The 22,060-nt window shown below is 62.4% G+C and carries 23 protein-coding genes; 9 read left to right on the top strand and 14 right to left on the bottom strand.

The window, feature by feature from the left end; translation table 11 throughout:
• Positions 1 to 26: 26 nt before the first annotated feature.
• The 3 genes from ACYP01_RS12920 to ACYP01_RS12910 form a co-directional block, all read right to left on the bottom strand.
• Positions 27 to 395: an ArsR/SmtB family transcription factor gene (locus ACYP01_RS12920; RefSeq protein WP_003946030.1), complete on the bottom strand. Its 369-nt coding sequence runs from the start codon at positions 393 to 395 to the stop codon at positions 27 to 29.
• A 115-nt stretch (positions 396 to 510) separates the two neighbouring features.
• Positions 511 to 1,572: an aliphatic aldoxime dehydratase gene (oxdA, locus tag ACYP01_RS12915; RefSeq protein WP_459680394.1), complete on the bottom strand. Its 1,062-nt coding sequence runs from the start codon at positions 1,570 to 1,572 to the stop codon at positions 511 to 513.
• A 204-nt stretch (positions 1,573 to 1,776) separates the two neighbouring features.
• Positions 1,777 to 2,757, bottom strand: coding sequence for a helix-turn-helix domain-containing protein (locus ACYP01_RS12910; RefSeq protein WP_459680392.1), 981 nt, complete (start codon positions 2,755 to 2,757; stop codon positions 1,777 to 1,779).
• Positions 2,758 to 2,933: 176 nt separating this feature from the next.
• Between ACYP01_RS12910 and ACYP01_RS12905 the strand changes: the two genes are divergently transcribed.
• Genes ACYP01_RS12905 through ACYP01_RS12895 form a run of 3 tightly spaced genes read left to right on the top strand, consistent with a single transcriptional unit; the run spans position 2,934 to position 6,843 of the window.
• On the top strand, positions 2,934 to 3,569 hold the full coding sequence (locus ACYP01_RS12905; protein WP_161120451.1) for a TetR/AcrR family transcriptional regulator C-terminal domain-containing protein: 636 nt from the start codon (positions 2,934 to 2,936) through the stop codon (positions 3,567 to 3,569).
• Positions 3,570 to 3,605: 36 nt separating this feature from the next.
• On the top strand, positions 3,606 to 5,111 hold the full coding sequence (locus ACYP01_RS12900) for a class I adenylate-forming enzyme family protein (protein ID WP_459680389.1): 1,506 nt from the start codon (positions 3,606 to 3,608) through the stop codon (positions 5,109 to 5,111).
• 10 nt (positions 5,112 to 5,121) lie between these two features.
• On the top strand, positions 5,122 to 6,843 hold the full coding sequence (locus tag ACYP01_RS12895; RefSeq protein WP_459680387.1) for an acyl-CoA dehydrogenase family protein: 1,722 nt from the start codon (positions 5,122 to 5,124) through the stop codon (positions 6,841 to 6,843).
• On the opposite strand, the gene ACYP01_RS12890 is transcribed toward ACYP01_RS12895, so the two are convergent.
• Positions 6,840 to 7,718 carry a LysR family transcriptional regulator gene (locus ACYP01_RS12890; protein WP_459680385.1) on the bottom strand — a complete coding sequence of 293 codons (879 nt, stop codon included), beginning with the start codon at positions 7,716 to 7,718 and terminating at the stop codon, positions 6,840 to 6,842. The two genes, ACYP01_RS12895 and ACYP01_RS12890, sit on opposite strands and share 4 nt — an antisense overlap.
• A gap of 146 nt (positions 7,719 to 7,864) precedes the next feature.
• Here ACYP01_RS12890 and ACYP01_RS12885 point away from each other — a divergent pair, with 146 nt between their 5' ends.
• Genes ACYP01_RS12885 through ACYP01_RS12875 form a run of 3 tightly spaced genes read left to right on the top strand, consistent with a single transcriptional unit; the run spans position 7,865 to position 12,176 of the window.
• Positions 7,865 to 9,235 carry an MFS transporter gene (locus ACYP01_RS12885; RefSeq protein WP_459680383.1) on the top strand — a complete coding sequence of 457 codons (1,371 nt, stop codon included), beginning with the start codon at positions 7,865 to 7,867 and terminating at the stop codon, positions 9,233 to 9,235.
• Entirely contained in the window at positions 9,235 to 10,950 is a 1,716-nt protein-coding gene (locus tag ACYP01_RS12880) for an acyl-CoA dehydrogenase family protein (RefSeq protein ID WP_459680381.1), read from the top strand. Before ACYP01_RS12885 ends, ACYP01_RS12880 begins: the two co-directional genes overlap by 1 nt.
• Positions 10,947 to 12,176: a CaiB/BaiF CoA transferase family protein gene (locus ACYP01_RS12875; protein WP_459680379.1), complete on the top strand. Its 1,230-nt coding sequence runs from the start codon at positions 10,947 to 10,949 to the stop codon at positions 12,174 to 12,176. The genes ACYP01_RS12880 and ACYP01_RS12875 overlap by 4 nt, the downstream gene beginning before the upstream one ends.
• On the opposite strand, the gene ACYP01_RS12870 is transcribed toward ACYP01_RS12875, so the two are convergent.
• From ACYP01_RS12870 to ACYP01_RS12840, 7 genes are all read right to left on the bottom strand, one after another.
• Complete coding sequence (locus ACYP01_RS12870; RefSeq protein ID WP_030537640.1) at positions 12,098 to 12,892, bottom strand: LLM class F420-dependent oxidoreductase; 795 nt, start codon at positions 12,890 to 12,892, stop codon at positions 12,098 to 12,100. The genes ACYP01_RS12875 and ACYP01_RS12870 overlap by 79 nt on opposite strands.
• An 89-nt stretch (positions 12,893 to 12,981) precedes the next feature.
• Positions 12,982 to 13,707, bottom strand: coding sequence for an ABC transporter ATP-binding protein (locus ACYP01_RS12865; protein WP_459680376.1), 726 nt, complete (start codon positions 13,705 to 13,707; stop codon positions 12,982 to 12,984).
• The gene (locus ACYP01_RS12860; RefSeq protein WP_459680374.1) at positions 13,704 to 14,558 is read right to left on the bottom strand and encodes an ABC transporter permease; all 855 of its coding nucleotides are present in this window, start codon (positions 14,556 to 14,558) and stop codon (positions 13,704 to 13,706) included. Before ACYP01_RS12860 ends, ACYP01_RS12865 begins: the two co-directional genes overlap by 4 nt.
• Positions 14,555 to 15,556 (bottom strand): ABC transporter substrate-binding protein, encoded by a 1,002-nt coding sequence (locus tag ACYP01_RS12855; protein ID WP_459680372.1) that lies wholly within the window; start codon positions 15,554 to 15,556, stop codon positions 14,555 to 14,557. Before ACYP01_RS12855 ends, ACYP01_RS12860 begins: the two co-directional genes overlap by 4 nt.
• The gene (locus tag ACYP01_RS12850; RefSeq protein WP_003946006.1) at positions 15,553 to 15,906 is read right to left on the bottom strand and encodes a 4Fe-4S dicluster domain-containing protein; all 354 of its coding nucleotides are present in this window, start codon (positions 15,904 to 15,906) and stop codon (positions 15,553 to 15,555) included. Before ACYP01_RS12850 ends, ACYP01_RS12855 begins: the two co-directional genes overlap by 4 nt.
• The gene (locus tag ACYP01_RS12845) at positions 15,903 to 17,579 is read right to left on the bottom strand and encodes an FAD-binding protein (RefSeq protein ID WP_459680370.1); all 1,677 of its coding nucleotides are present in this window, start codon (positions 17,577 to 17,579) and stop codon (positions 15,903 to 15,905) included. Before ACYP01_RS12845 ends, ACYP01_RS12850 begins: the two co-directional genes overlap by 4 nt.
• A 56-nt stretch (positions 17,580 to 17,635) precedes the next feature.
• Positions 17,636 to 18,337, bottom strand: coding sequence for a Clp protease N-terminal domain-containing protein (locus ACYP01_RS12840; protein WP_459680367.1), 702 nt, complete (start codon positions 18,335 to 18,337; stop codon positions 17,636 to 17,638).
• Positions 18,338 to 18,564: 227 nt separating this feature from the next.
• Here ACYP01_RS12840 and ACYP01_RS12835 point away from each other — a divergent pair, with 227 nt between their 5' ends.
• Entirely contained in the window at positions 18,565 to 19,173 is a 609-nt protein-coding gene (locus ACYP01_RS12835) for a ClpP family protease (RefSeq protein WP_020909763.1), read from the top strand.
• 4 nt (positions 19,174 to 19,177) lie between these two features.
• A complete protein-coding gene (locus tag ACYP01_RS12830; protein WP_003945993.1) occupies positions 19,178 to 19,765 on the top strand; it encodes an ATP-dependent Clp protease proteolytic subunit in 588 nt (195 codons plus the stop codon).
• Here ACYP01_RS12830 and ACYP01_RS12825 read toward each other — a convergent pair whose 3' ends face one another.
• From ACYP01_RS12825 to ACYP01_RS12815, 3 genes are read right to left on the bottom strand one after another with little or no spacing between them, the layout of a single operon-like run.
• On the bottom strand, positions 19,766 to 20,134 hold the full coding sequence (locus ACYP01_RS12825) for a helix-turn-helix domain-containing protein (protein WP_003946041.1): 369 nt from the start codon (positions 20,132 to 20,134) through the stop codon (positions 19,766 to 19,768). It abuts the gene before it with no gap.
• A gap of 58 nt (positions 20,135 to 20,192) precedes the next feature.
• Positions 20,193 to 20,690, bottom strand: coding sequence for a TIGR04338 family metallohydrolase (locus tag ACYP01_RS12820; protein WP_387387970.1), 498 nt, complete (start codon positions 20,688 to 20,690; stop codon positions 20,193 to 20,195).
• Complete coding sequence (locus tag ACYP01_RS12815; RefSeq protein WP_030537724.1) at positions 20,687 to 21,511, bottom strand: DUF2786 domain-containing protein; 825 nt, start codon at positions 21,509 to 21,511, stop codon at positions 20,687 to 20,689. Before ACYP01_RS12815 ends, ACYP01_RS12820 begins: the two co-directional genes overlap by 4 nt.
• A 114-nt stretch (positions 21,512 to 21,625) precedes the next feature.
• On the opposite strand from ACYP01_RS12815, the gene ACYP01_RS12810 reads away from it, so the two are divergent.
• The coding region (locus ACYP01_RS12810) for an ABC transporter ATP-binding protein (RefSeq protein WP_459680362.1) at positions 21,626 to 22,060 on the top strand (435 nt) is incomplete at its 3' end.

Below are 22,060 nucleotides of genomic sequence, written 5' to 3'. Positions count from 1 at the left end.
AATAGGTGCTGGGGCTCAACAGGGCCTCACGCCCGGCGACGCACCGATGCGACGTCTGAATCCTCAGTCGCCGTGGTCGGCAACTCGGAGGCGTTCGAACCTGCTTCCAGCGCTCGCCCGAGGACGTCGCGCAGGAACTGGAGTGCATCGTTGGCGGGCCCCGATGGATCTATCGAGAACAGGCGATGACGTCCTTGACGCCGTTCGACGATCACTCCGGACAACCGCAGCGCCTTGAGATGTGTGGATACCGTGGTGCGACCGACCGTCGAAATTTGATCGCTGATGAAGCCCGCGTTGCACTCGCCGTGGGTAGCCAGCGTGTCGAGAATCTGTCGACGCACTTGGTCGGCCAGCACAGCAAACGCCAACTCTTCGTTTCGTTGAGTAGTCACTGTCTGCTGTCCGCGCTTCCTCGATGGTCTCTACTGAGATATGTCGACACTCGTCAACATATCTCGAGTTGCCTCCGAGGGAAAGAACGTGGCCGAAGATTGCCGGCGACTTCGGTCAGCGCGCGGCGGTGATCACCGCGTCGCGCAGCATTCCGGTCCCGGGATGGCAATTGATGTACTCGTACAGCTGATCGGCGGCATCGAATACCGAGACCTCATGGTAGAGACGTAATTTCGACAGGCCTTCGGCCACCCGGAAGAACGTCGTGAAGATCCGTAGATGGGTCGGGTGGGATTCCGACCACCGTTCGAGTTGGTCGAGGGAGGCCCAGTGGCCGATGTTGTAGCTCAGGTCGAGGAAGTTTCCGTCGATGTCGATGTTGCGTACGAATCGGTTGCTGTAGCACCCGACGGCCGGGCCGTTGTCGCGGAGGAAGTCCATGCCCGATTGAAGAGTGGGCAGGATTTCGTCCAGGTAGAGGCTGCGCTCGTCTGCTTCCGCGTCGGCCCAGTCCTGCCCGGACCTGATCAGTGCGATGTTGTCGTGTCCCCGCACTACTACGCGTCCACCTACGGCGGGGTCACCGGCGACGACCCGCAGTTCGCCCGAGGCCTGCATCCAGTCGGTCTGGGAGATCGGAAACCGCTCGCGCATCGAACCCCAGTAGCCGTGCTCGTTGATTTCGCCGCTGACACCGTCCATGACAGCTCCCACCCCGGGGAGGTCGTCTTGGAACGCGTAGAGCGTTTCGAATTGTTCGGCTCTCGGTGCCACGATCTCGCGGAAGAACCCCAATCCGTCCGACAGGCGGTCTTCGGACTCCCACCAGGAGGCCACTGGAGGTGATGTGCTCCAACGATGTTGGGAGGAAACATCTTTCCAGTAACCGACCACGATCAGGTTCTCGTAGCCCTGGTTGTCGATGTGATGGGTGAGATCGTGGTGTGCCGGTCCGTCCGGCAAGTCGAAGCCGGCGACGATATCCCGCATCGCCTGCAGTGCTGCCGGGCGCTTATCCTCGCCGCGGAACTGCACGCCGAGATAGCCCATCACGACCTGGTGCAATGTGTCGTCTGCGCGCCCGACCCACATGGGAAACGGTGGCGTATAGGTATCCGGAACCCGCCTGGTCAGAGTGCGCGGGCACTGAAGGTGTTCGCCGATTGCAGATTCCATGAGTGCTCCCTGTGATGTAGGTGGTCGAATCGGGTGCCTGGCACTTGGCAACGCCGTGCCGAAAATCTACGCCCGCTCAGCCGAGCAAACTTGGCCGTCAGCGCCCGATGCTTGGCCCACCGTGCCAAGAATTGTGGATACGCTTCGGCGACAGAAAATTTTGAACACCATGTTCAATGGGTAAGTGTCCGAGGATGTTACAGATCAGCGGGCAGTACTTGTGGGGGCCGCTGCTTGCGACCGGTATCGCCGCGGGCTGATCCCGAATTCCGCCTTGAAGGCTCGACTGAAGGCGGCCAGGTCGGTGAATCCCCAGCGGTGAGAAATCTGGGTCAGCGACCGCTCTACTCCGTGTCGTTGCACGATCTCACGACGGCAACCGTCGAGTCGACGGCTGCGAATCGACCGTGACACCGTCGTGCCGTGTTCGGCGAAGGCTCGGTGCAACTGGCGAATGGAGACTTTGACCGATCCCGCGATGTCCACCGGAGACAGGGCCGGGTCTGCGATGCGGGCGTCTATGACCGACAGGGCGGATTCGTAGAGGCTGGTTCGCCGCGAGGTGATGGGTCGCGCAGTTGCGTGAAGAACGGACTTGACCAGATTGCCGATCTCGTTGACGACTTCCTCTTCGTCTCCGCTTGCGTCGGACGTCATGCGGACGGAGGCAAGATCGTGAAGAAAGCGACCGAGCAGGCCACTCAGGCCCGCGTGTCCGTCGAAGGCAATGGCGGTCAGGCTCGTGACTTCCGCGTCGCTGAGCGACAGGTACGACCGTGGCCAGGTGAACACCTCGAGTCCCCAGATACCGTCGTGCGCGTGTCCCTCGATCTGCCAATCGAAGGGGCGCGTGGTGTCGTACAGGACGTAGTCGCCACGTCGCAGGACGCATTCGCGGTCGTCTTGGCGCACTACTGCGCTACCGCGGCGGATCATCCCGATCTGCAGATAGTCCGCACCGTCGCTTTTGATGAGGCTGTTGCTACGGACTATTCGTTGTTCCATCGATTGAACTGCGGATACCCGCACGTGTGCGAGTTGGGCCGAGTGGACGGCCCCGCTGAATCGATCGCCGTCTTCGATATCGGATACGTCGAGCGCGACAAAATGCTCACGCAACAAATCTGCCCAGTCGCCCGTGAGAGTCGTGCGTGTGGGCAGGGAGAAGCCGGATCGCGCGAGCATTGCAGGGCGCCTCCTCGCAGAAAAGCCGAAGTTCTCGGGTGCTCGATGTTCAGAGAGTAATCCCGCACATCAGACATGTCGATAGAAGTCGACATGTCATCGCGTCGGGAAGAAATTGTTTGCCATACAAACAACGCCGAGTTATTGTTTGTCGTACAAACAAGTAGGAGTTCGTGATGGTCACCGAGGCAGTTCCAGCAGCGCGCGCCACGCGTGAGTCGGGCAAGCAGACGCGTATGGCTCTGTTCAATGCCGCAACCGAGCTGTTCCTCGAACACGGCGACAGCGTGTCCATCGCGCAGATCTGCACCGCCGCCGGCGCTCATCCCAACCAGGTGACCTACTACTACGGCTCCAAAGAAAAGCTCTTCGTCGAGGTGGCGTGTGCGGCCGTTCTACGCGCAGGCAAGCGCGCCGAGGTCGATGCTGCCGACGCCGACACGGTCGGCGACTACACCGAGAAGCTGGTCGGATCCCTCCTGGGCTCGGGCGCTCCCAGCGTCGAACTCTTCGTGGAAGCGATGATGATGACGGGTCGTCGTGGTGAACTCCGCGACCTGATCTCCGAAACGCTTCGCACTCTGCATTCCTCGGGTGAAACCGCCCTCCTCCGTACCTTGATCCGCACCGGTTGGCAGCTGCGCGCGGGCATCGACGTCGAGTCCAAGGCCTTCTGGTCTGCGATCTTCGGCCTCGTCATCCAGAAGACTGCCACCGGCGAGAGCTTCGGCTACTCCCTCGAGGAGGCGGTTGCCGTCATCTTCGCCACCCTCCAGATACCCGACGCCGTACTCAACAGCTCGATGGAATGAACTCTCTTCGAGCGTGATTCTCCGACAAGGACTTCGATGAACATCGTTCGCGTATTCGACAGCAACGTCACCAAGACCCCGGACAAACCCTTCCTGATATTCGACGGTCACGATCACACGTACTCCCAGGTTCAGGATGGAAGTCGCCGTGCCGCAGGCTATTTGCAGACGCTGGGCGTGCAGTCGGGTGACCGCGTCGCGCTGATGTGTTACAACACTCCAGGATTCGTGTACGCGATGCTCGGTGCCTGGCGCTTGGGCGCCGTCGTGGTCCCCATCAATCACAAGATGCAGACGCCCGAAGTTGCCTACGTGCTGGAGCACGCGAAGGTGTCGGTGTGCGTCTTCGACGGCGAGTTGTCCTCGGTTGTCGGTCGATTGGAGACGGCAGCCAAACTGATCAGCACAGACTCTGTCGCAGACGGCTTCGACTTCTTCGACGACGCCATCACCCGCCAGGACGGCGTTGACGGTATCGACATCGACGAGAACGATCCGGCTGAAATCCTCTACACCTCGGGGACTACCGGCTCGCCCAAGGGCTGCGTCCACAGCCACCGCAACGTGGTCGGCGTAGCCGTCACCGCAGCACTCGCCGTGTCGACGACTCGAGATGAGCGACTGCTCATGGCCGTCCCGATCTGGCATGCTTCCCCGCTCAACAACTGGTTCATGTCCACGCTCTACATGGGCGGAACCGTCGTGCTGCTGCGCGAGTACCACCCCGTCAAATTCCTGGAAACTGTTCAGGAACAACGTATTACCCTCTGCTTCGGCCCGCCGGTCATCTACACCACTGCACTCAACCTCGTGCCGAACTTTGCCGACTACAACCTCGGAAGCGTTCGTGCGTGGTTGTACGGCGGGGGACCGATCGGCGCGGATGTCGCTCGGCGACTGGTGGAGTCGTACGGCACCACCGAATTCCGGCAGGTCTACGGCATGACCGAGACCGGGCCAGTGGGCACTGTGCTGTACCCCGAAGAGCAGTTGAGCAAGGCGGGCTCGATCGGCCGCGTCGCGCTGGCCGGCGTCGACCTGCGCCTGGTTGCCGATGACGGCACCGACGCGGAGCCCGATCAGATCGGTGAGATCTGGCTGCGCGCCGACACCGTCATGCAGGGCTACCTCGACGACCCCGATGCCACGAAGGCTGCATTTGCCGACGGAGGTTGGTATCGCACCGGCGATCTGGCGCGCAAGGATGCGGACGGCTACCTCTTCATCGTCGACCGCGCGAAGGACATGATCATCACGGGCGGTGAGAACGTCTACTCCAAGGAGGTCGAGGACGTGATCTCCGGCCACCCGGACGTCGTCGACGTCGCCGTTGTCGGAAAGCCCAACGAAGAATGGGGCGAGACCGTCGTCGCACACGTCGTCTGGCGGGAACCGGATGTCATCAGCGCCGACGACATCAAGGACTACCTCTCGGACAAGTTGGCGCGCTACAAGATTCCGCGTGAAGTGGTGTTCGCGACCGTTCTTCCGCGCACGCCGACCGGCAAGATCCAGAAGCACCTCATCCGCGCAGCGAGCTGAAAGGCCTGTCATGACTGATATTTCCGAGAAGACCGTCTCCGAGAACATCGCTTCCGAGAACACCGTCACCCACCCGGCTCCGCATCGCACCCATGCAGTGCTCAACCAGTCGGTACCGCGTACGGACGTCAACGAGTTCCTGCTCGATACGGTCCTGGCCGAAGGCGTCGCGCGCCACGAAGCCGATTGGGCCACCGGTGAACTCACCGATATCGGTGAACTGGTCGGCAGTGCCGGGTTCCAGCACGACGCCGAGCTGGCCAACACGGTGATCCCCGAATTGAAGACTTTCGATCGCTGGGGAAACCGCATCGACGAGGTCGAATATCATCCGTCGTATCACCGGATCATCTCTGCTGCCGTTGCGCACGGTGCGCACACCTCTGCCTGGGCTGACCCGAAGCCGGGTGCCAACGTGGCTCGGGCCGCGGCATTCATGCTGTTCTCCCAGGTCGAACCGGGCCACGCGTGCCCGATCTCCATGACGCACGCCGTGATCCCCTCGCTCGAGCTGCAACCGGACGTGGCCGCCCTCTGGACGCCGCGAGCCCTTTCTCGCAGCTACACCCCCGAGTTGGACGCTCCCGAAAAGGCATCCGCGATCTTCGGAATGTCGATGACGGAGAAGCAGGGCGGCTCCGACGTGCGAGCCAACACGACCATCGCCAAGCCGGCCGGACGTGGCGGCCCGGGTGCGGACTACCTGCTCACCGGACACAAGTGGTTCTGCTCCGCGCCGATGTCCGACGCCTTCCTGGTTCTCGCTCAGGCCGAAGGTGCTGCCGGCGAAGGACTTTCCTGCTTCCTTCTTCCTCGCATCCTGCCCGACGGAACCCGCAACGTCTTCCGCATCCAGCGTCTGAAGAACAAGCTGGGCAACAAGTCCAACGCGTCGTCCGAGATCGAGCTCGACGGCACCGTCGGCACCATGATCGGCGAACCGGGACGTGGTGTGCGGACCATCATCGAAATGGTGTCCCAGACGCGACTCGACTGCATTCTCGGCAGCACGGCGGGTATGCGTCAGTCGGTGGCCGAAGCGGTGTGGCATGCACGGCACCGCAGCGCTTTCGGTGCCGTCCTGGCAGATCAGCCGGCAATGACGTCGGTGCTTGCCGATCTGGCTCTCGAATCCGAGGCCGCGACCATCACCGCACTGCGATTGGCCCGTGCGCAGGACGAGGACGCGGACGAGCAGGAGAAGGCTTTCCGCCGACTCGCGACAGCCGTTGCGAAGTACTGGATCTGCAAGCGCGGTCCGCACCACTCCTACGAAGCCCTCGAATGCCTGGGCGGCAACGGTTACACCGAGGACTTCCCGCTTGCCCGTCGCTACCGTGAGCAGCCCGTCATGGCCGTGTGGGAGGGGTCGGGCAACGTCATCGCGCTCGACGTCCTGCGCGCGATGACCCGTGAACCCGATTCCGTTGCCGCCTTCGACCACGAGGTCAACCTCGCTCGCGGCAACAACCCGGTCCTCGATCAGCACCTCGATCGGGTACGACGCCAACTCGGTGAGCTCGCCACGATGGCACCTGCCGACGCCCAGCTCCGCGCTCGGACCGTCGTGGAGGCTATGGCGTTGGCACTGCAGGCTTCGCTCATGGTGCGCCACTCCCCGGCCGCTTCGTCCGATGCGTTCATTGCCGCACGCCTCGGCGCCGACCGTGGCCACGAGTACGGAACTCTGCCTGTGGGAACCGATTTCGCGGGAATCCTCGCGAGAGCCTAAGGCTGCTCCCTCAGTACCCTGGTGACGGTGTGTACTGCCGGCGTCGGATTGTCCGGGCGCCATGCCATCGCGATTTTCAGCGTGGGCGTGGCTCCGGCGATCGGCAGGTAGACGACCCCGTCCATGGACAGATGCGCCGTCGACTCCACGACGACGGCGATCCCGACCCCCGCTCCGACCATGGCCAACAGGCTGTACGGATCGGGGGCTTCGTGTGCGATGGTGGGCGTGAAACCTGCTGTGGCGCAAACGGACAACGTTGCATCGCGCACCACCGAGCCGTGCTCGGCGGGATACATCACGAATCGCTCGGTTGTCAGGTCTTCCGGTGACACCGAGTCATGCGTACCGAGGTGATGCCTGGCCGGAACCGCGACCATCAAGGTTTCCTCCCGCACAGTGTGAGTCTCGAATCCGCGCGGAATGGGCAGGCCGACTATGCCCATGTCCAGTGCTCCGCGTCGGAGAGCGTCGAGCACCTCACCCGAGTACATCTGTGGCCGTAGTTCCAGTTCGATTCCCGGATGGGAGTCGGCCAAGGACCGTGTGAGGGCCGACAGGACGGTGTAGCCGCCTGTTCCGCCGAAACCCACTGTGACACGGCCCGTCTCGCCAGTCGACGCGGCCGATGCGATTTCTCGTACCACGGCGATCTGCGCTTCGATGATCCGTGCGGGCGTGACCAAGGCTTCGCCGGCGGCTGTCAGTTGCACTGATCTGGTGGTCCGGACGAACAGGTCGGTGCCCAGTTCACGCTCGAGCCCCCGAATGGTCTGGCTGAGCGGGGACTGCCCGATGTGGAGTCGCTCGGCGGCCCGGCCGAAATGAAGTTCGTCGGCGACTGCGAGAAACGCGCGCAGTTGACGCAGTTCCACGTCGCTCCTCCCGGGTTTCATTATGTGGTTCTCCCACATAAATAAGTCGAACTAAGTCTTGGACTCTACATGGATTTCGGACGATAGTGATTCACGCCTCACATTGCATCCCTTGGTGATGCCCGACGCGAGAATCAGGGAGAACCGTGGATCAACACCCAGGTCAAGACACCAATCCGCCCGAATACAACGCCAAACAGGCACGCAAGGCCGGAATCACGGCGTTTGTCGGAACGACCATCGAATGGTTCGACTTCTACATCTACGGAACCGCATCCGCCTTGGTGCTCGGCCCGCTGTTCTTCCCGGATGCGTCGCCAGCGGTGGGGACACTCGCAGCCTTCGCGACTTTTGCCGTGGGATTCGTGGCTCGTCCGGTCGGCGGAGTGGTGTTCGGTCATTTCGGAGACAAGTTCGGTCGCAAGAACGCCGTGATCATCACCCTCGCGCTCATGGGGTTGGGAACTGTCGGTGTCGGCCTCCTCCCTACGTACTCCCAGATCGGGATCTGGGCACCGATACTGCTTGTGGCACTGCGTGTTCTCCAGGGCATCGCCATGGGCGGCGAATGGGGCGGTGCCGTGTTGATCGCCACCGAATTCGCTCCCCCGAAGAAGAAAGTGCTCTACGGCGCGTTTGCGCAGCAGGGTTCACCGGTCGGCAACCTGCTCGCGACGCTGGCCTTCCTCGGCCTGACGTTGATGTCGGATTCCGTGTTCGAGTCGTGGGGTTGGCGTCTGCCGTTCCTCGGATCCGCAGCTTTGGTGATCGTCGCTCTCTACATCCGGTTGCACATCTCCGAGACGCCCGAGATGAAGAAGGCTGTTGCGGCACAGGAGCGTACACGGATGCCGCTGGTCGAAGTGTTGCGGTCGCATCCCGTCGAACTTGCTCTCGGCGTCGGCGCTGTGGTTGCCGGTGTTGCCATCACGTACGTCAAGACAACTTTTGCGCTCTCATGGGCGACAACGGATCTCGGCTTCGAGCGCAGTGACTTCCTCCTCGTGATCACCGTGGCACTGGTAGCCCAGGCGCTCGTACAGCCTTTCGGCGCTGTGCTGGCCACGCGGATCGATCCGTCGAAAGCGGTCCGTTGGATGCTGCTTCCGGAGATCGTGCTCCTACCACTGATGTTCGTGCTGGTTCAGACGGGCTCCGTGCCCTTGGCGATTCTGGGGATGGTCCTCGCGACGGCGCCTCACGCAATGTATTACGCCGCGTTGGCCGGCATTCTGGCGCAGGTTTTCCCCACCAATGTTCGGTATACCGGCATCTCTCTGTCGTACCAATTGTCGACCGCCGTTTTTGCCGGAACGGCCCCGATGGTCAGCCAGTATCTGCTGACGCGAACCAACTCGATCTGGCCGGTCGTAGCTCTAGGGCTCGTGTATGTCGTTCTCTCCCTTATCTGTATGACTGCTTTGCTGCGCAGGAGTGCGCTGCACGCGCAAGGGCTGGAGTCGACGAGCTCCTCGAACATGACCGATGTTTCCACCCTGAAAGGCGTTGACCACTGATGAACTTTGCACACACCGACCCCGCTCTGACAGCGGTAGTGGACAGATGGACCGCCGGGGCGGACCGAGAGACGTTGAACGGATTGCTCGACCGACTGGGCCGAGATGCCGCCGGCCGTTTGTCCGAGCTTGCCGACATCGCAGACAAGAACCCGCCGGTGCTGCAGCAATTCGACAAGGCCGGTGACCGCGTCGACCGGATTTCCTATCACCCGGCCTACCTGGAACTGTGCCGGGCGGCGTACAACGAGTACGGCCTGTCCGCCATGTCGCACCGAAAAGGGTTGCACGGATGGGACTCCGTGCATCCGCCACTCGCGAAGTACCTCGCGTCGTACATCTTCGTGCAGGCAGAGTTCGGGCTGGCCTGCCCGGTGTCGATGACAGATGCTGCTGCGCGGACCCTGCGTATGTTCGGTGATCCGGCCGTGTTCTCGCCCTGGATCGACGCGTTGACGTCGACGGACCCCGAGCAGGCGAAGACGGGTGCGATGTTCATGACCGAGATTCAGGCAGGCACCGACATCGCCTGCACCGAAACACGCGCCGAGCGCGACGGTGACGGATGGGTTCTGACGGGCAAGAAGTGGTTCGCCTCCAACCCGGATGCCGATGTGATCATCACCCTCGCAAGATTCCCGGGCGGACAGGATGGTTCGACGCGTGGAGTCGGAATGTTCATGGTGCCCAAGACCTTGGGATCCGGCGAGCGCAACAACCTCACGATCGATCGTCTCAAGGACAAGCTGGGGACGCGTTCAATGCCGAGCGGCGAGGTGACGCTGAACCGCGCGCACGCACTCCAGGTCGGTGGACTCGATCGAGGGTTCCGCCAGATGGCTGAAATGGTCAACACGTCTCGCCTCTCCAATGCGATGCGTTCGAGCGCTCTCATGCGCCGAGCAGTTCGTGAAGCCGTCGAACATTCGAAGAGCCGAGTCGTGTTCGGTAAGAGGCTCTTCGACCAGCCGCTGATGCGGGCGACACTTCTTCCCCTTGCACTCGATGCCGAGGCTTCGCTGGCCCTGGTCGCGTACAGCGCACAGTGTCTTCAGGCAGCAGACGGCGGCGACGAACAGGCGCGCGCACTGATCAGGGTACTGACGCCGATCGCCAAACACTTTGTCTGCAAACGCGCGCGGGTGGTCACCGGCGAGGCAATGGAGGTCCGAGGAGGAAACGGGTACATCGAGGAATGGGTCAACGCGCGACTCGTGCGGGATGCCCACTTGGGCTCGATCTGGGAGGGCTCGAGCAATGTCATTGCGCTGGACGTACTTCGGTGCCTACGCAAGTTCAACTCGCACCGCACGGTCGCGGGAGCGATGACCGACATCCTGTCCACCGTCGGACCGGACTGCGAAGCCGGGTCCGGAGTTCTGTTGCGGCGCTGGGAGGAACTGGTCGATGAAGGAGATCGTCTGATCTCCGGATCTGACGATGCCGCGCAGGCTGCGAGTGCAAGGTACTCCGACGAGTTGGCTCGTACCGTCATGGCGACCCTGCTCTTCGACCTTGCGGATCACGGCATCCGAGAAGGTCGCGGGTACCGGTCATTGCTGGTGGCTAACTCCTACCTGGCCGGTCTTGTGGGGAAGGTGCCGTCGGCTGCACTCGGCAATCTCGACGTGATCACCGACGGCGGTGACGTCGAGCTGGATGATGCACGTGACGTCGTAGCCGAGTTCCTCTCCGTAGCAGGGGTTCACCAGTGAATTCTCCAACAGGCCCCACACCCTTGGCTGGTGTCCGCGTGCTCGATCTGTCGAAGATCCTTGCCGGGCCGTACGCAACCATGTCGCTTGCCGATCTCGGAGCCGACGTCACCAAGATCGAACACCCTGAAGGCGGCGACCCCACGCGTTCGTGGGGGCCTCCCTTCGTCGGCGTAGATGCCGCCTACTACCTCGCGATCAACCGCGGCAAGAAGTCGGTCACGATCGACCTCAAGTCCACCGAAGGACAGGAGATCATCCACCGCATGCTCGAAGAGACCGATGTGGTCGTGGAGAACTTCAAGCCGGGCAGCGGATTACAGAAGATCTTCGACTACCAGGCACTGTCCGAGCGATACCCGCATCTGATCACCCTGCACATCTCTGCCTTCGGTGAAGAAGGACCGCTGCGCGACGAATCGGGATACGACATGATCGCGCAGGCCGCGGGTGGGCTCATGTCGCTCACCGGTGAACCGGGTGGTGCTCCGATGAAATCCGGGTTTGCGTTGGGAGACTTGGGCGCAGCGCTTTTCGGACTGGTCGGTGTCCTGGCTGCATTGGTCGAGCGAGGCCGGACCGGGCGCGGACAGTACGTGACCACGTCGCTGTACGAGTGCCAACTCGCGATGCACGTGAACTGGGCGACCAGTTACTTCGCCACCGGTGAGCGCCCGACTGCGTTGGGCTCCGGTCATCCGAATCTTGCTCCGTATCAAGCATTTCCTGCCAGCGACGGGTACTTCGTCATCGCTGTCGGCAACGACGCGATGTGGGCGTCGCTGTGCGAGGCCATCGGAAGGAGTGAACTGGTCACCGATCCGCGTTTTGCCCACAACCGCGACAGGGTGGAGAACCGCGAGAGTCTGGAACGAGAACTTACCAGCGCCTTCACATCGGAAACCGTCGAACACTGGTGCGCTCTTCTCGCCCAACGCGCCGTACCGGTCTCACCGATCCGGCATCTCGACGAGATCTACTCCGATCCCCACACCGCCGCGCTCGGAATGGTCGGTACCGTCGACCATCCGACGCTCGGACCGTTGAAGCAAGTGGCCTTCCCGGTCAACTTCTCCGGCCAGAGGCCACGCCTGACGTCGGCGCCGCCCGTTCTCGGCGCCGACAACGACGAAGTCCTTGGTACCGCTCAGGCCAGCCCGCTCAACGCAGGCGGCGTGTTGTCGTCGCGCCAACCGATGGCCTCGGCAAGCGTCGTGAGGTCGTAGTCCGGTCCGCTGACGCCGACGGTGAAGAGCGAGACTCCGTCGGCGACCAGGTCGGCTGCATTTTCGAGCCCAGGCCACGGAACCGAGTGCTCTACTTCCAGCGGGTTCCGGCCCACGTCGGCGCAGTGGTCGGAGAGGATGTCTGACTTGCGCAGGTGTGTCTCACGGTCGCCGAAGCTGTGCCAGACGTCGGCGTACTCGGCGACCAGGCGCAGGGTCTTCTTCTCGCCACCACCCCCGATGAGGACCGGGATGTTGCGCGTCGGCGGCGGGTTGCCCTTCGCCAGGCGGCCCGTGATGCGGGGGAGATATTCGCCAAGCAGTTTCAGCCTCGAGCCGGGGGTGCCGAAGTCGTATCCGAACTGGTCGTAGTCCTTCTCGAACCAGCCGGCACCGATGCCGAGGATCAGGCGCCCCCCGCTGATGTGGTCGACGGTTCGCGCCATGTCGGCCAGCAGATCCGGATTGCGGTAGCCGCCGCCGGTGACCAGGGCGCCGATCTCGACGCGTTCGGTCTGCTCGGCCCAGGCGCCGAGCATGGTCCAGCATTCGAAGTGGGCGCCGTCGGGATCGCCGGTCAACGGGTAGAAGTGGTCCCAGTTGAAGACGATGTCCACCCCGGCGTCCTCGGACCGCAAGACGGCGTCGCGTATCAACCCGTAATCGGGTGCGTGCTGGGGTTGGAGTTGAACACCGATGCGTACCGGACGAGTCATGCCACGCTCCTGACGAGAGGAATGGTTGTCTCCACCCATCATGGCCGGGTGCGCGCGGTACCGCTACCGCCGCAGGGTCAGCGGAGCGATCACGCGCCGACAGCTTCGTGTACTCCCAACTCTTCGAGGAGTCGAGTCCGCAGCGCGGCGTATCCCGGCTGCGAGGGACTGCGCGGCTTCACGAACGACACGGCCTCGAGAATGCTGACCCGGCCGTCCCGCAGCACCGCAATACGATCGGCCAACAGGATTGCCTCGTCGATGTCGTGAGTCACCAGAAGGACTGCGGGGCGATGTTTGCGGCACAGCTCCGCAACCAATGCCTGCATTCGGAGACGCGTGAGCGCATCGAGTGCAGCAAAAGGTTCGTCCAGCAGAAGAAGCCGTGGGTTACGTACCAGTGCTCGTGCCAGGGCCACGCGCTGGGCTTCACCACCGGACAGGGTCGTGGGCCAAGCGCGTTCACGCCCGGCGAGCGACACTTCTGCCAGCGCGGCCGCAGCCGCTTCACGGTTCTTCCGGGTGGAGCGTTGTCCGAGGATGACGTTGTCCTGGACTCGCTTCGACGCAATCAAACGAGGCTCTTGGAAGACGACGGTCCGGGCTTCCGGTGCACGGACCTCACCGGCATCGAAATCCTCGAGTCCGGCAAGGATCCGCAGAAAGGTCGTCTTGCCGCTACCACTGGCTCCGAGAAGTGCCACGAACTCCCCCGGTCTCACGTCGAGTGAGAAACCGTCCAGAATTGTCCGATCGCCGAAAGTCTTCACGACGTCGACAGCATGGACACCCGAATCCGTTTGTTGGACGGTCATGCGCTCTTCCCCCACTGCTTGTAGGGCATCAGGATTCGCTCGATACCCCGAACGAGGAGGTCGACCGACAACCCCCAGATTGCGTAGATGATGACGACGACCACGAGGACGTCGGTCTGGAAGTATTGCTGCGCAGAAGTCATGAGAAATCCCAGACCCTTTGGTGCATTACTCAATTCGGCGACGATGAGTGCGAGAAGTGACACCGACAACGAGACCCTCAATCCGACGAGCACCGACGGAATCATTTCCGGCAGAATCACCTGACGAATCAGTCCGAGACCCCGTAGTCCGAACACACGTCCGGCCTCGATGACCTTGCGGTCTACATTGCGGACTCCACTGTGAGTGTTGATGTACAGCGGAAACAGTGCTGCGGCCGCGATGATGATGATTTTGGGACGCTCGTCTATGCCGAACCACAGAATCAACAGCGGTGTGATCGCAAGAAACGGGATAGTGCGGAGCATCTGGAGCGTGGGGTCCAGAAGCTTGTCGGCGAGAGCGAACAATCCTGACGCAATACCGAGCGAGAGTCCCAGGGCGCCGCCGATGGTAAACCCGATGGCTACCCGCACAAGTGAGACCGAAAGGTTCTCCCACAGAACACCAGTCGTCACGAGTTCGACAAACGCCGACCACACGGACCAGGGAGACGGGAAGACCTTTTCGTCGATTCGGCCCGTCGCTGATCCGAGTGCCCACACGGTGACCAATGCGACCGGAACACTCGCGCGAAGCGCAGTATCGGAGAGCCGGCTTCGTCGACGCTTGGCAGTGCGAGGCGCGATTTTGTCTGCAACCGGGCCTGCCGCTGCCGCTGCAGGCAACTGGGGTGCCTCGACGCTCACGAGACAGCCCAGGTCGTGACGTCGAATGCGTTGGGAGCCTTTCCGGACTTGACCAAGAAGTCGAGAGTCGAACGGACGGTGTTCAATCCGTCAGGGTCGACGGGCTCACTCTGAAAGTTCCAAAGCGTTGCTTCCTTGACAACGTCCACCGGTGATCCCGTTGCGTCGAAAACGAACTGCGCGTAGGCGTCGTGATCAGCATCGACGGCCTTGTCGCCTGCTTGAATAACTTCCCAAACAGCCTTGGCTAGTCCGGGATTCGAGTTCAGCGTCTCCCGCGACGTGAGCGCCACGCTGGTCGCGAGGAGATCCGGATCGTCGACGCTGGCCTTGGACAGGACAGGAAAGTCGATTTGTTTCCTCCAGATGCCGGCCGTCGTGGCCGGAAGGGGCACGGCGTCGATGTCACCACGTTGCAGAGCGGGGAGTGCATCGGCAAAGAGCAGATTGACCAACTCCACCTTGTCCGCGACACCGGCTCGTTCGAGGACCGCCCGGCCGTACTTGTCGAAGTTCGACCCGAACTGCAGTCCTACCTTCTTGCCTGCCAAGTCTTCGATCTTGGATACTCCGCCCTCACGGCCGAGGAACCAGATATCCGACGACGGTTTGTCGATCACGAGGGCGGGCACGTCGATTCCGCTGGCATTGGCCTGAACCGCGGGGGTATCCCCGATCAATCCCACCTGCACGTCACCGGTCTGCAGCGCCTGCACCACCGGAGGGCCGTTGTTGAAGCCCACGAAGGCTTTGTACTCGAAGCCGTACTTCTCGAGGATGGGTTGCGCCAGGCCTTCGTGCACGGCGTACCCGAACGAGGTGGTGTCGGTAGGACTCTTGCCTGCAGCCCCGTTCCAGGGCGCCCCGACCGTCAGTGGGACAAGGTCTTTCGAACTGCTGTCGGAAGCCGCGGAGGTGGACGAGCATGCCGCTGTCGTCGCGAAAAGCGCAATTGTGAGTAGGGCTGTCAAGCCTTTGGCGCGAGATCGGGTTTTCATGGTGTTCTCCTGGCGTTCTGGGCGAGCTGGTGATAGTCGGCTGTGGATTGGGTCGGACGAGGGGACGATTTGCGCCATCCGACCCGTTCGCGGTACATCCCGAGCAGGTTCTGCCCGATCAGATGCTCCTCGTCGCGTAGTTCGGAGTCCTGAGGCTCAGGAGTACGCGACGGTGAGACGAAGATGGCGTCGGCGGGGCAGTACGCCTCACACTGGAAACATGTCTGACAGTCCGAATGCCGCGCGATCGCGGGTGGTGAATCCGCTACGGCTTCGAAGACGTTCATCGGACAGATGCGGACGCAGATGTCACACGTCGTGCACCGGTCGATGCTGATCAACTCGATCATGATGCACTTCCCTGCTGAGCCAATGCACTGCCGACGCGGGGCAACTCGGTATCGGGGGCAACCCAGATGTCGTTCAAGCCGCCACTGAGCAAGCGATGAGTTTGGTCCACGTCGGTGGCGGGAAAGTCGATGCGAGTATGCATGCCGCGAGTTTCGGTCCGTACCAGGGCCGAACGAACCGCCCAGCGGCTCATCGCGAGCATCCCGGCCGCTTCGCGTTGCGCGATAGCCTCTGTTCCGGCGGCTGTGTGGTCGAGGTCGCGAGATGCGCTCTCCCAGAGACGATCAAGTCGAGTAGCCGAATCGATCAACCCGTCGTTGCTTCGGAACACGGACTTGTCGATCGGGAGCATCTCGGACTGAATGGCGCGAACAGAGCCGCGTACGTCGTCGAAACCTCGATCTCTCACACCGAGCGTTCCTGACGATCGAGTGTCGGATAGGTCTGTCGCTCTTCGGCTATCGGAGAAGGACGCGGCTGCTCGTCCCGCCCAGGTGCCGGTCGCAATGGCCCACGACAGGTTGGGGCCACCCGCTCCGGTGGCTGCACCGACGATGCGATCCCGTGCGGCGATGTCTCCAGCGGCGTAGAGTCCGGAAACTCCGGTGGATGCGTCATGGTCGAGGATATGTATCCCACCGGTGCCTCGGACCGTTCCTTCTTGAACCCAGTCCATCGGGAAGCGTTCGTTGAACGGATCGACTCCCAACTTGTCCGTGACCATGAAGAAATTGGGCATGGCGGCTCGCAATGCCGGTTGCACTTCCTCGCCGAACTGTGTGAACTGTGCGGTGATCGTGCCCCTCAGCGATGCGCCGAGAAGCTCTGCGCGGCTTTGATGTAGGTCGTGATAGTGAATCGGTTCACCGAGATGATCCCAGTACGAGGCAGTGACGAAGAATCCGTTCTTGTCCATGCTGGTTCCGAACGGCACCATTCCGTAGAAATTGGAGAACTCCATGCTCGAGAGGTGCGCGCCCACCTCCGCGGCCATCAGATGCCCGTCTCCGGTATTGACGTCTCCGCCGAGGGAATGGCTCTTCCACGTCGTTCCGCCGGTTGCCAGGATCACCGCACCGGCATCGACACGCCACGGCCGTTTCACTTGGCGCTGGTAACCCGTTGCACCGGACACCGTCCCACCGGCATCTACGAGAAGTTCCAGTGCCGGACTGTGATCGAGTACGAGTACACCGGACTTCTTCACCTTCCCCCGAAGGAATCGAAGGTAGTCCGGAGCTGCACCGGAGAACGATCGCTCACCGGGGCGGGCGCCGAAAAGTGTTCCGGAACCGCGCGGCTTCGTACTGGGTTTGTAACCCCATTCGGGAATGAGAGCGGTTCGCGCCCAGGCCTCGTCGAGTACCGCTTCAGTCCAGATGCGATCGGTGATGTATCCACCTGAGCGTTCACGCTTCGAAATCTCCTCGTCGCGGCGCTCGGCCACCGGCGGCACGAGCCAATGACCGACTCCTGCAGTGGCGGCGACTCCGCTGGCACCGACATAGCCTTTGTCCACCAACGTGACGGCCGCGCCGGATTCGGCGGCGGCGACGGCCGCCCACGTAGCGGCCGGACCCCCGCCGACGACGAGGACGTCAGTCGACACGAGAAGGTTTTCGACGTCGTCAGTGACCACGTGCCCGCGAAAACGTGGGAGTGAGCGCGCCATGACAGCGCACCTCCGATCTGGAATGCGTTGGGAGAGAGAAGTACGAGATGTTCGCTCTAGCTACACGACGGTGAGAGGGAGGCTTCGAGGCGTTCGAGTCGGTCGGTGATCTTTGCCAATTCCGTGAGGATTCCGGCTTGCCCGGCCGGTGCGTACCGATTGGCGTGTGCAACGCCGACCTCGATCAACCCCAGGGCTTGATGGGTGGTTACTTGGAAGAAACCGAGCTGATCCAAGACTTCCGCCGCGTGTCCCGTTGTCGCGTTGGCCAACGCCCACACAAGATTTGCTCCGTTGACGATGGAATTGCCGACGAGTTGCGCGTCGGTCACAGCCGCCTCGAGGATGGCTCTCGCCTCGGGGCCGAACGTCACGTCGTTGTCGTCGAGTGGGGTACCGTCGGGCACCACCAGGTCGAGGGTCTTCTGGATCGACGTCCGTGTCAGGCCGAGGTGGTCGAGGCCTCGCAATATCAGGTTCTCTTCCTCGTCTAGCAGCGCCTGCAACAAGTGTTCGGAATCGACTGTCCGTGAGCCCTTTCCAGCAGCTGCCGCGGGTGCCAGAGAAATTACCGACGCAAGATGTGGGCTGAAGGGTAGATCGGTGTCGATATGCTCGGTGATACGCACGGCAGAATCAGGAATTTCGCGATCGAGTGTTCCGCGGAGTGCCATCTGGCAGATTGCCGAGACAGGCAGTCCGCGTGCGCGTACAGCAGCAGCGAGGTCATCCGGGAGATAGATGTTGACCTTCGGCATCGATTCTTCCTCTTCTACCTGATCTCGACCGCTTGACCTGCACTGATGTGCATAACCCCATATAACCCCCACGGATGGTGACGGGCAATCGTCGGTGCCGTTGTTCCGGCAGGAAAGCCCAGTTCAGGGGTTTGGTTCAGGCTGGTCCGAATCTGGTCGCGTGCGCACGGTCTGCCCACAGCAGACAGGCGGGGCCGCGGCACTGCCGCGCCGGTAGGAATGGATTCATGACTACCGAAGCGCCCACCGATACCGGCTACCGTGACCTGTTGACAGACAGGCTCTTCCGACAGCGAACCATTCTGCTCACCGGCGAGGTCAACGACGCCATGGCCGAACGTGTGTGTTCGGAACTGGTGCTTCTCGCCACCACCGACCCCAAGCGCGACATCGTGCTCTACATCAATTCACCTGGCGGATCGGTGTTTGCCGGCCTGGCCATCTACGACACGATGAAGCTCATCCCCAACGACGTCGTGACGGTCGCGATGGGCTTCGCGGCCAGCATGGGCCAGGTGCTCCTCTGCTCCGGGACCCACGGCAAGCGAATCAGCCTGGCGCACAGCCGCATCATGATGCATCAACCTTCCGCAGGTATTGGTGGGACTGCGGTGGACATCGCGATCCAGGCCGAGAGCCTCGAGCTGATGAAGCGTCAATCGCAGGAAATCCTTGCCGCCGAAACGGGCCGGACCGTCGAAGAGATCGAGACCGACAGCGATCGAGACCGCTGGTTCACCGCCGAACAGGCGCGCGAGTACGGAATCGTCGACCGCGTCGTGACGTCCTTCGCCGAGATCGCACCGCAAGCCACCTTCCCCAAGATCGGATTGTGACGTCATGTCCCAGTACACGATTCCCAGTGTCATCGAGCGAACACCAACGGGTGAGCGATCTTTCGACATCTTCAGCAGGCTGCTCAACGAGCGCATCGTCTTTCTCGGCACAGAGATCGACGACGGCGTCGCCAACGTCGTGATGGCTCAGATGCTGCATCTGCAGGCCGACAACCCCGATCGCGAAATCGGTTTGTACATAAACTCTCCCGGCGGTTCCACCACGGCGATGCTCGCGATCTACGACACCATGCAGTTCTTGAAACCGACGATTTCCACGTACTGCATGGGTCAAGCGGCTTCGGCTGCTGCAGTGCTTCTGGCCGCCGGCACTCCCGGCCATCGGCATGTTCTCGCCCATTCCCGGGTGCTGCTGCACCAACCGTCGACGCAAGGTAGTGGCACCATCTCGGACCTTGCGCTTCAAGCAGCCGAGATCCTGAGAATCCGGGAACAGACCGAGGCGATTCTGAGTAAGCACACCGGTCAGAGCGTCGAGCGACTCCGTAAGGACACCGATCGCGACAGGATCTTCACTGCCGACGACGCTATCTCCTACGGACTGGCTGACACCCTCATCGAAGGGAACTGACTAGGCCGCCATCAGGACGGGACCCGAGATCGGTGCGGGAGAGTGCCCGAAGGTGAGGGAGTTGAGCGCAACGATCCGGTTGCCCGCTCGGAACAGCAGATGCTCGAGCGGCATCCCGAGCGCTTCGCAGATTGCGCGCAGAATTTCCGACGACGGTTCCTTCTTGCCCCGTTCGATCTCGGAGAGGTATTGCTTCGACATCCCGACCTTTGCGGCTACGTCGTCGAGAGTTCGGTCCTGATCGCGTCGAACCTCCCGCAGCACTCGTCCGTAGGCTTCACGAATCAGTGGGGGTTTGCGCACGGCAACAGCCGGATCGGGGAGTTCCGACTCACCCTTGACCAGGACCAGTCTGCGCGGCGCATCCATAGGCCGAGTATTCCAGCCGACCGGTACGGACACCACCGGGTTCGCCGAGGGCTGACATCTAGTCCGTTCGAACACCACCGGCAAGGAACATCGCTCGAAGAACGAAGGCCGCCTCGGGCCCGATGATCTCGCCGACAAGGCTCGTGTAGCGGTCGACGAACTCGGGCCCGTGGGAAGCCTCGTCGGAGGCGGGGTCGCCGAGGTGGTGCGCAAGTTCGTGCAAGACAACGAATTCGCGTAGCGCCCACCGGCCGTCACGGTCGTCCGGGACGGCGATGACGTCGTTCGAGTAGTGAGCGGCGGCATTGCCGCCGCGGGACCGTACGGACACCGGAATGGTTGCGCGAGGCCAGGTCTCCCGTACCCAATTCAGCCCGAGTAGCTGATCGCAGTACGCCTGGACCGACTCCACGGAACCGAATTTGCGCTCGACCGGCAAGGTGATGGTGGAACCCATGACTTCGACGCTCCGAAGTCCGCGCTGGTCGGCGCGATCGAACATGGTGCGCACCAACGTCTCTGCCTCGTAGACGGCGCTCCGCTGCGTATCCCTCACGAGTCCAGCTGCCCGCGCACCCCGCCGATCTCCGGAAGGTTCCCCAGACGTGCGGAGCGCGCCGCCCGATCACCCGCTCGTCGAGCATGTGAGGAATGCCCGGCGCTTGCGCGGCCGCCGCCCCGCCACGTCCCACGCGCTTTGGAGTTGGACGAGTAGTAGTCCTTCAGCTCGATTTCCTTGTTACGCAGCACGAGTGCGGTTTCGGAAGACGACGTGGCAGATTCTGCGATCGCGGTCTTCTCCGTCTCCTGCTTCGTCTCGGCCAACCGAGCGCCGATGCGGGACGCGTACGCCATCTGGAAGTTCAGGCGTGCCGTCACTCCGGCCACCGGCTTGCGGACCTGCGTGCTGACGCGTCGTCGTCCACGAGTTTCGACGACGGTCCGCACGGACGTTTCGCCGCGGTACGCCCCGGAACGCACGTAGGCATCGGAGTCACGCACCATCTGGAAGAGCAGGCTCGAATACAGGGCCTCGCACACGTCGATGTCGCCGGCGAAGCCGTAGGCGTAGATGACGGCCGACGTCTGCGCGATGTCGCATTGCACGTCGTTGGCAGCGGCGATGGCGATGAACAACTGGGCGTACGTTCGCAGTCCGCGCTTGCCCGGTTCGCCGATGGTGATCAGCCGTTGAGTGGGCGTCGCACGCTTTTCCGAAGACGCGGTGTGCGCACGCGCGACCGCCAGGTCGATCGCGGAACTGGTGGCCAACCGCTGAGCGGCAGCCATGAAGGCTTCACCTTCGTGTGGATTGTCGGTGGACTCCGCTTGGCGAAGCAGCGCACCGATGCGGGTCAGCATCTTCTCCGAACTCACCGTGAAAGACTACGCTCGCGCGCCGACACGGACGTTTATGCTGCTAGCGCACACGCTCACCCTCGACTTGGATCGTCCGGCACGTTCCTGCCGGTAGAAGGGATCAACCCCGTCATGGCTTCAGTGACTTTCGAGAGCACCACCTGCCTGTTCCCCGGATCGAACACTCCGGCAGTGGACAAGCTCGACCTCGAGATCGAGGACGGCGAGTTCCTCGTCCTCGTCGGACCCTCCGGCTGCGGAAAGTCGACCACCCTGCGCATGCTCGCCGGGCTCGAAGACGTCCACAGTGGACGCATCCTCATCGGCGACCGCGACGTCACCGGTCAGGAGCCGAAAGAGCGCGACATCGCGATGGTCTTCCAGAACTACGCGCTGTACCCGCACATGTCGGTGGCCGAGAACATGGGTTTTGCGCTCAAGCTCGCCGGAACCAACAAGACGGAGATCCGCGCCCGCGTCGAAGAGGTCGCGAAGATGCTCGATCTCGAGCCGTACCTCGATCGCAAGCCCAAAGCGCTGTCCGGTGGCCAGCGTCAGCGAGTGGCG

This window comes from Rhodococcus sp. no. 34 (genome assembly GCF_054589475.1).
The sequence above is the reverse complement of the archived record's forward strand: the minus strand, read 5'-3'. Positions and strand labels throughout refer to the sequence as shown.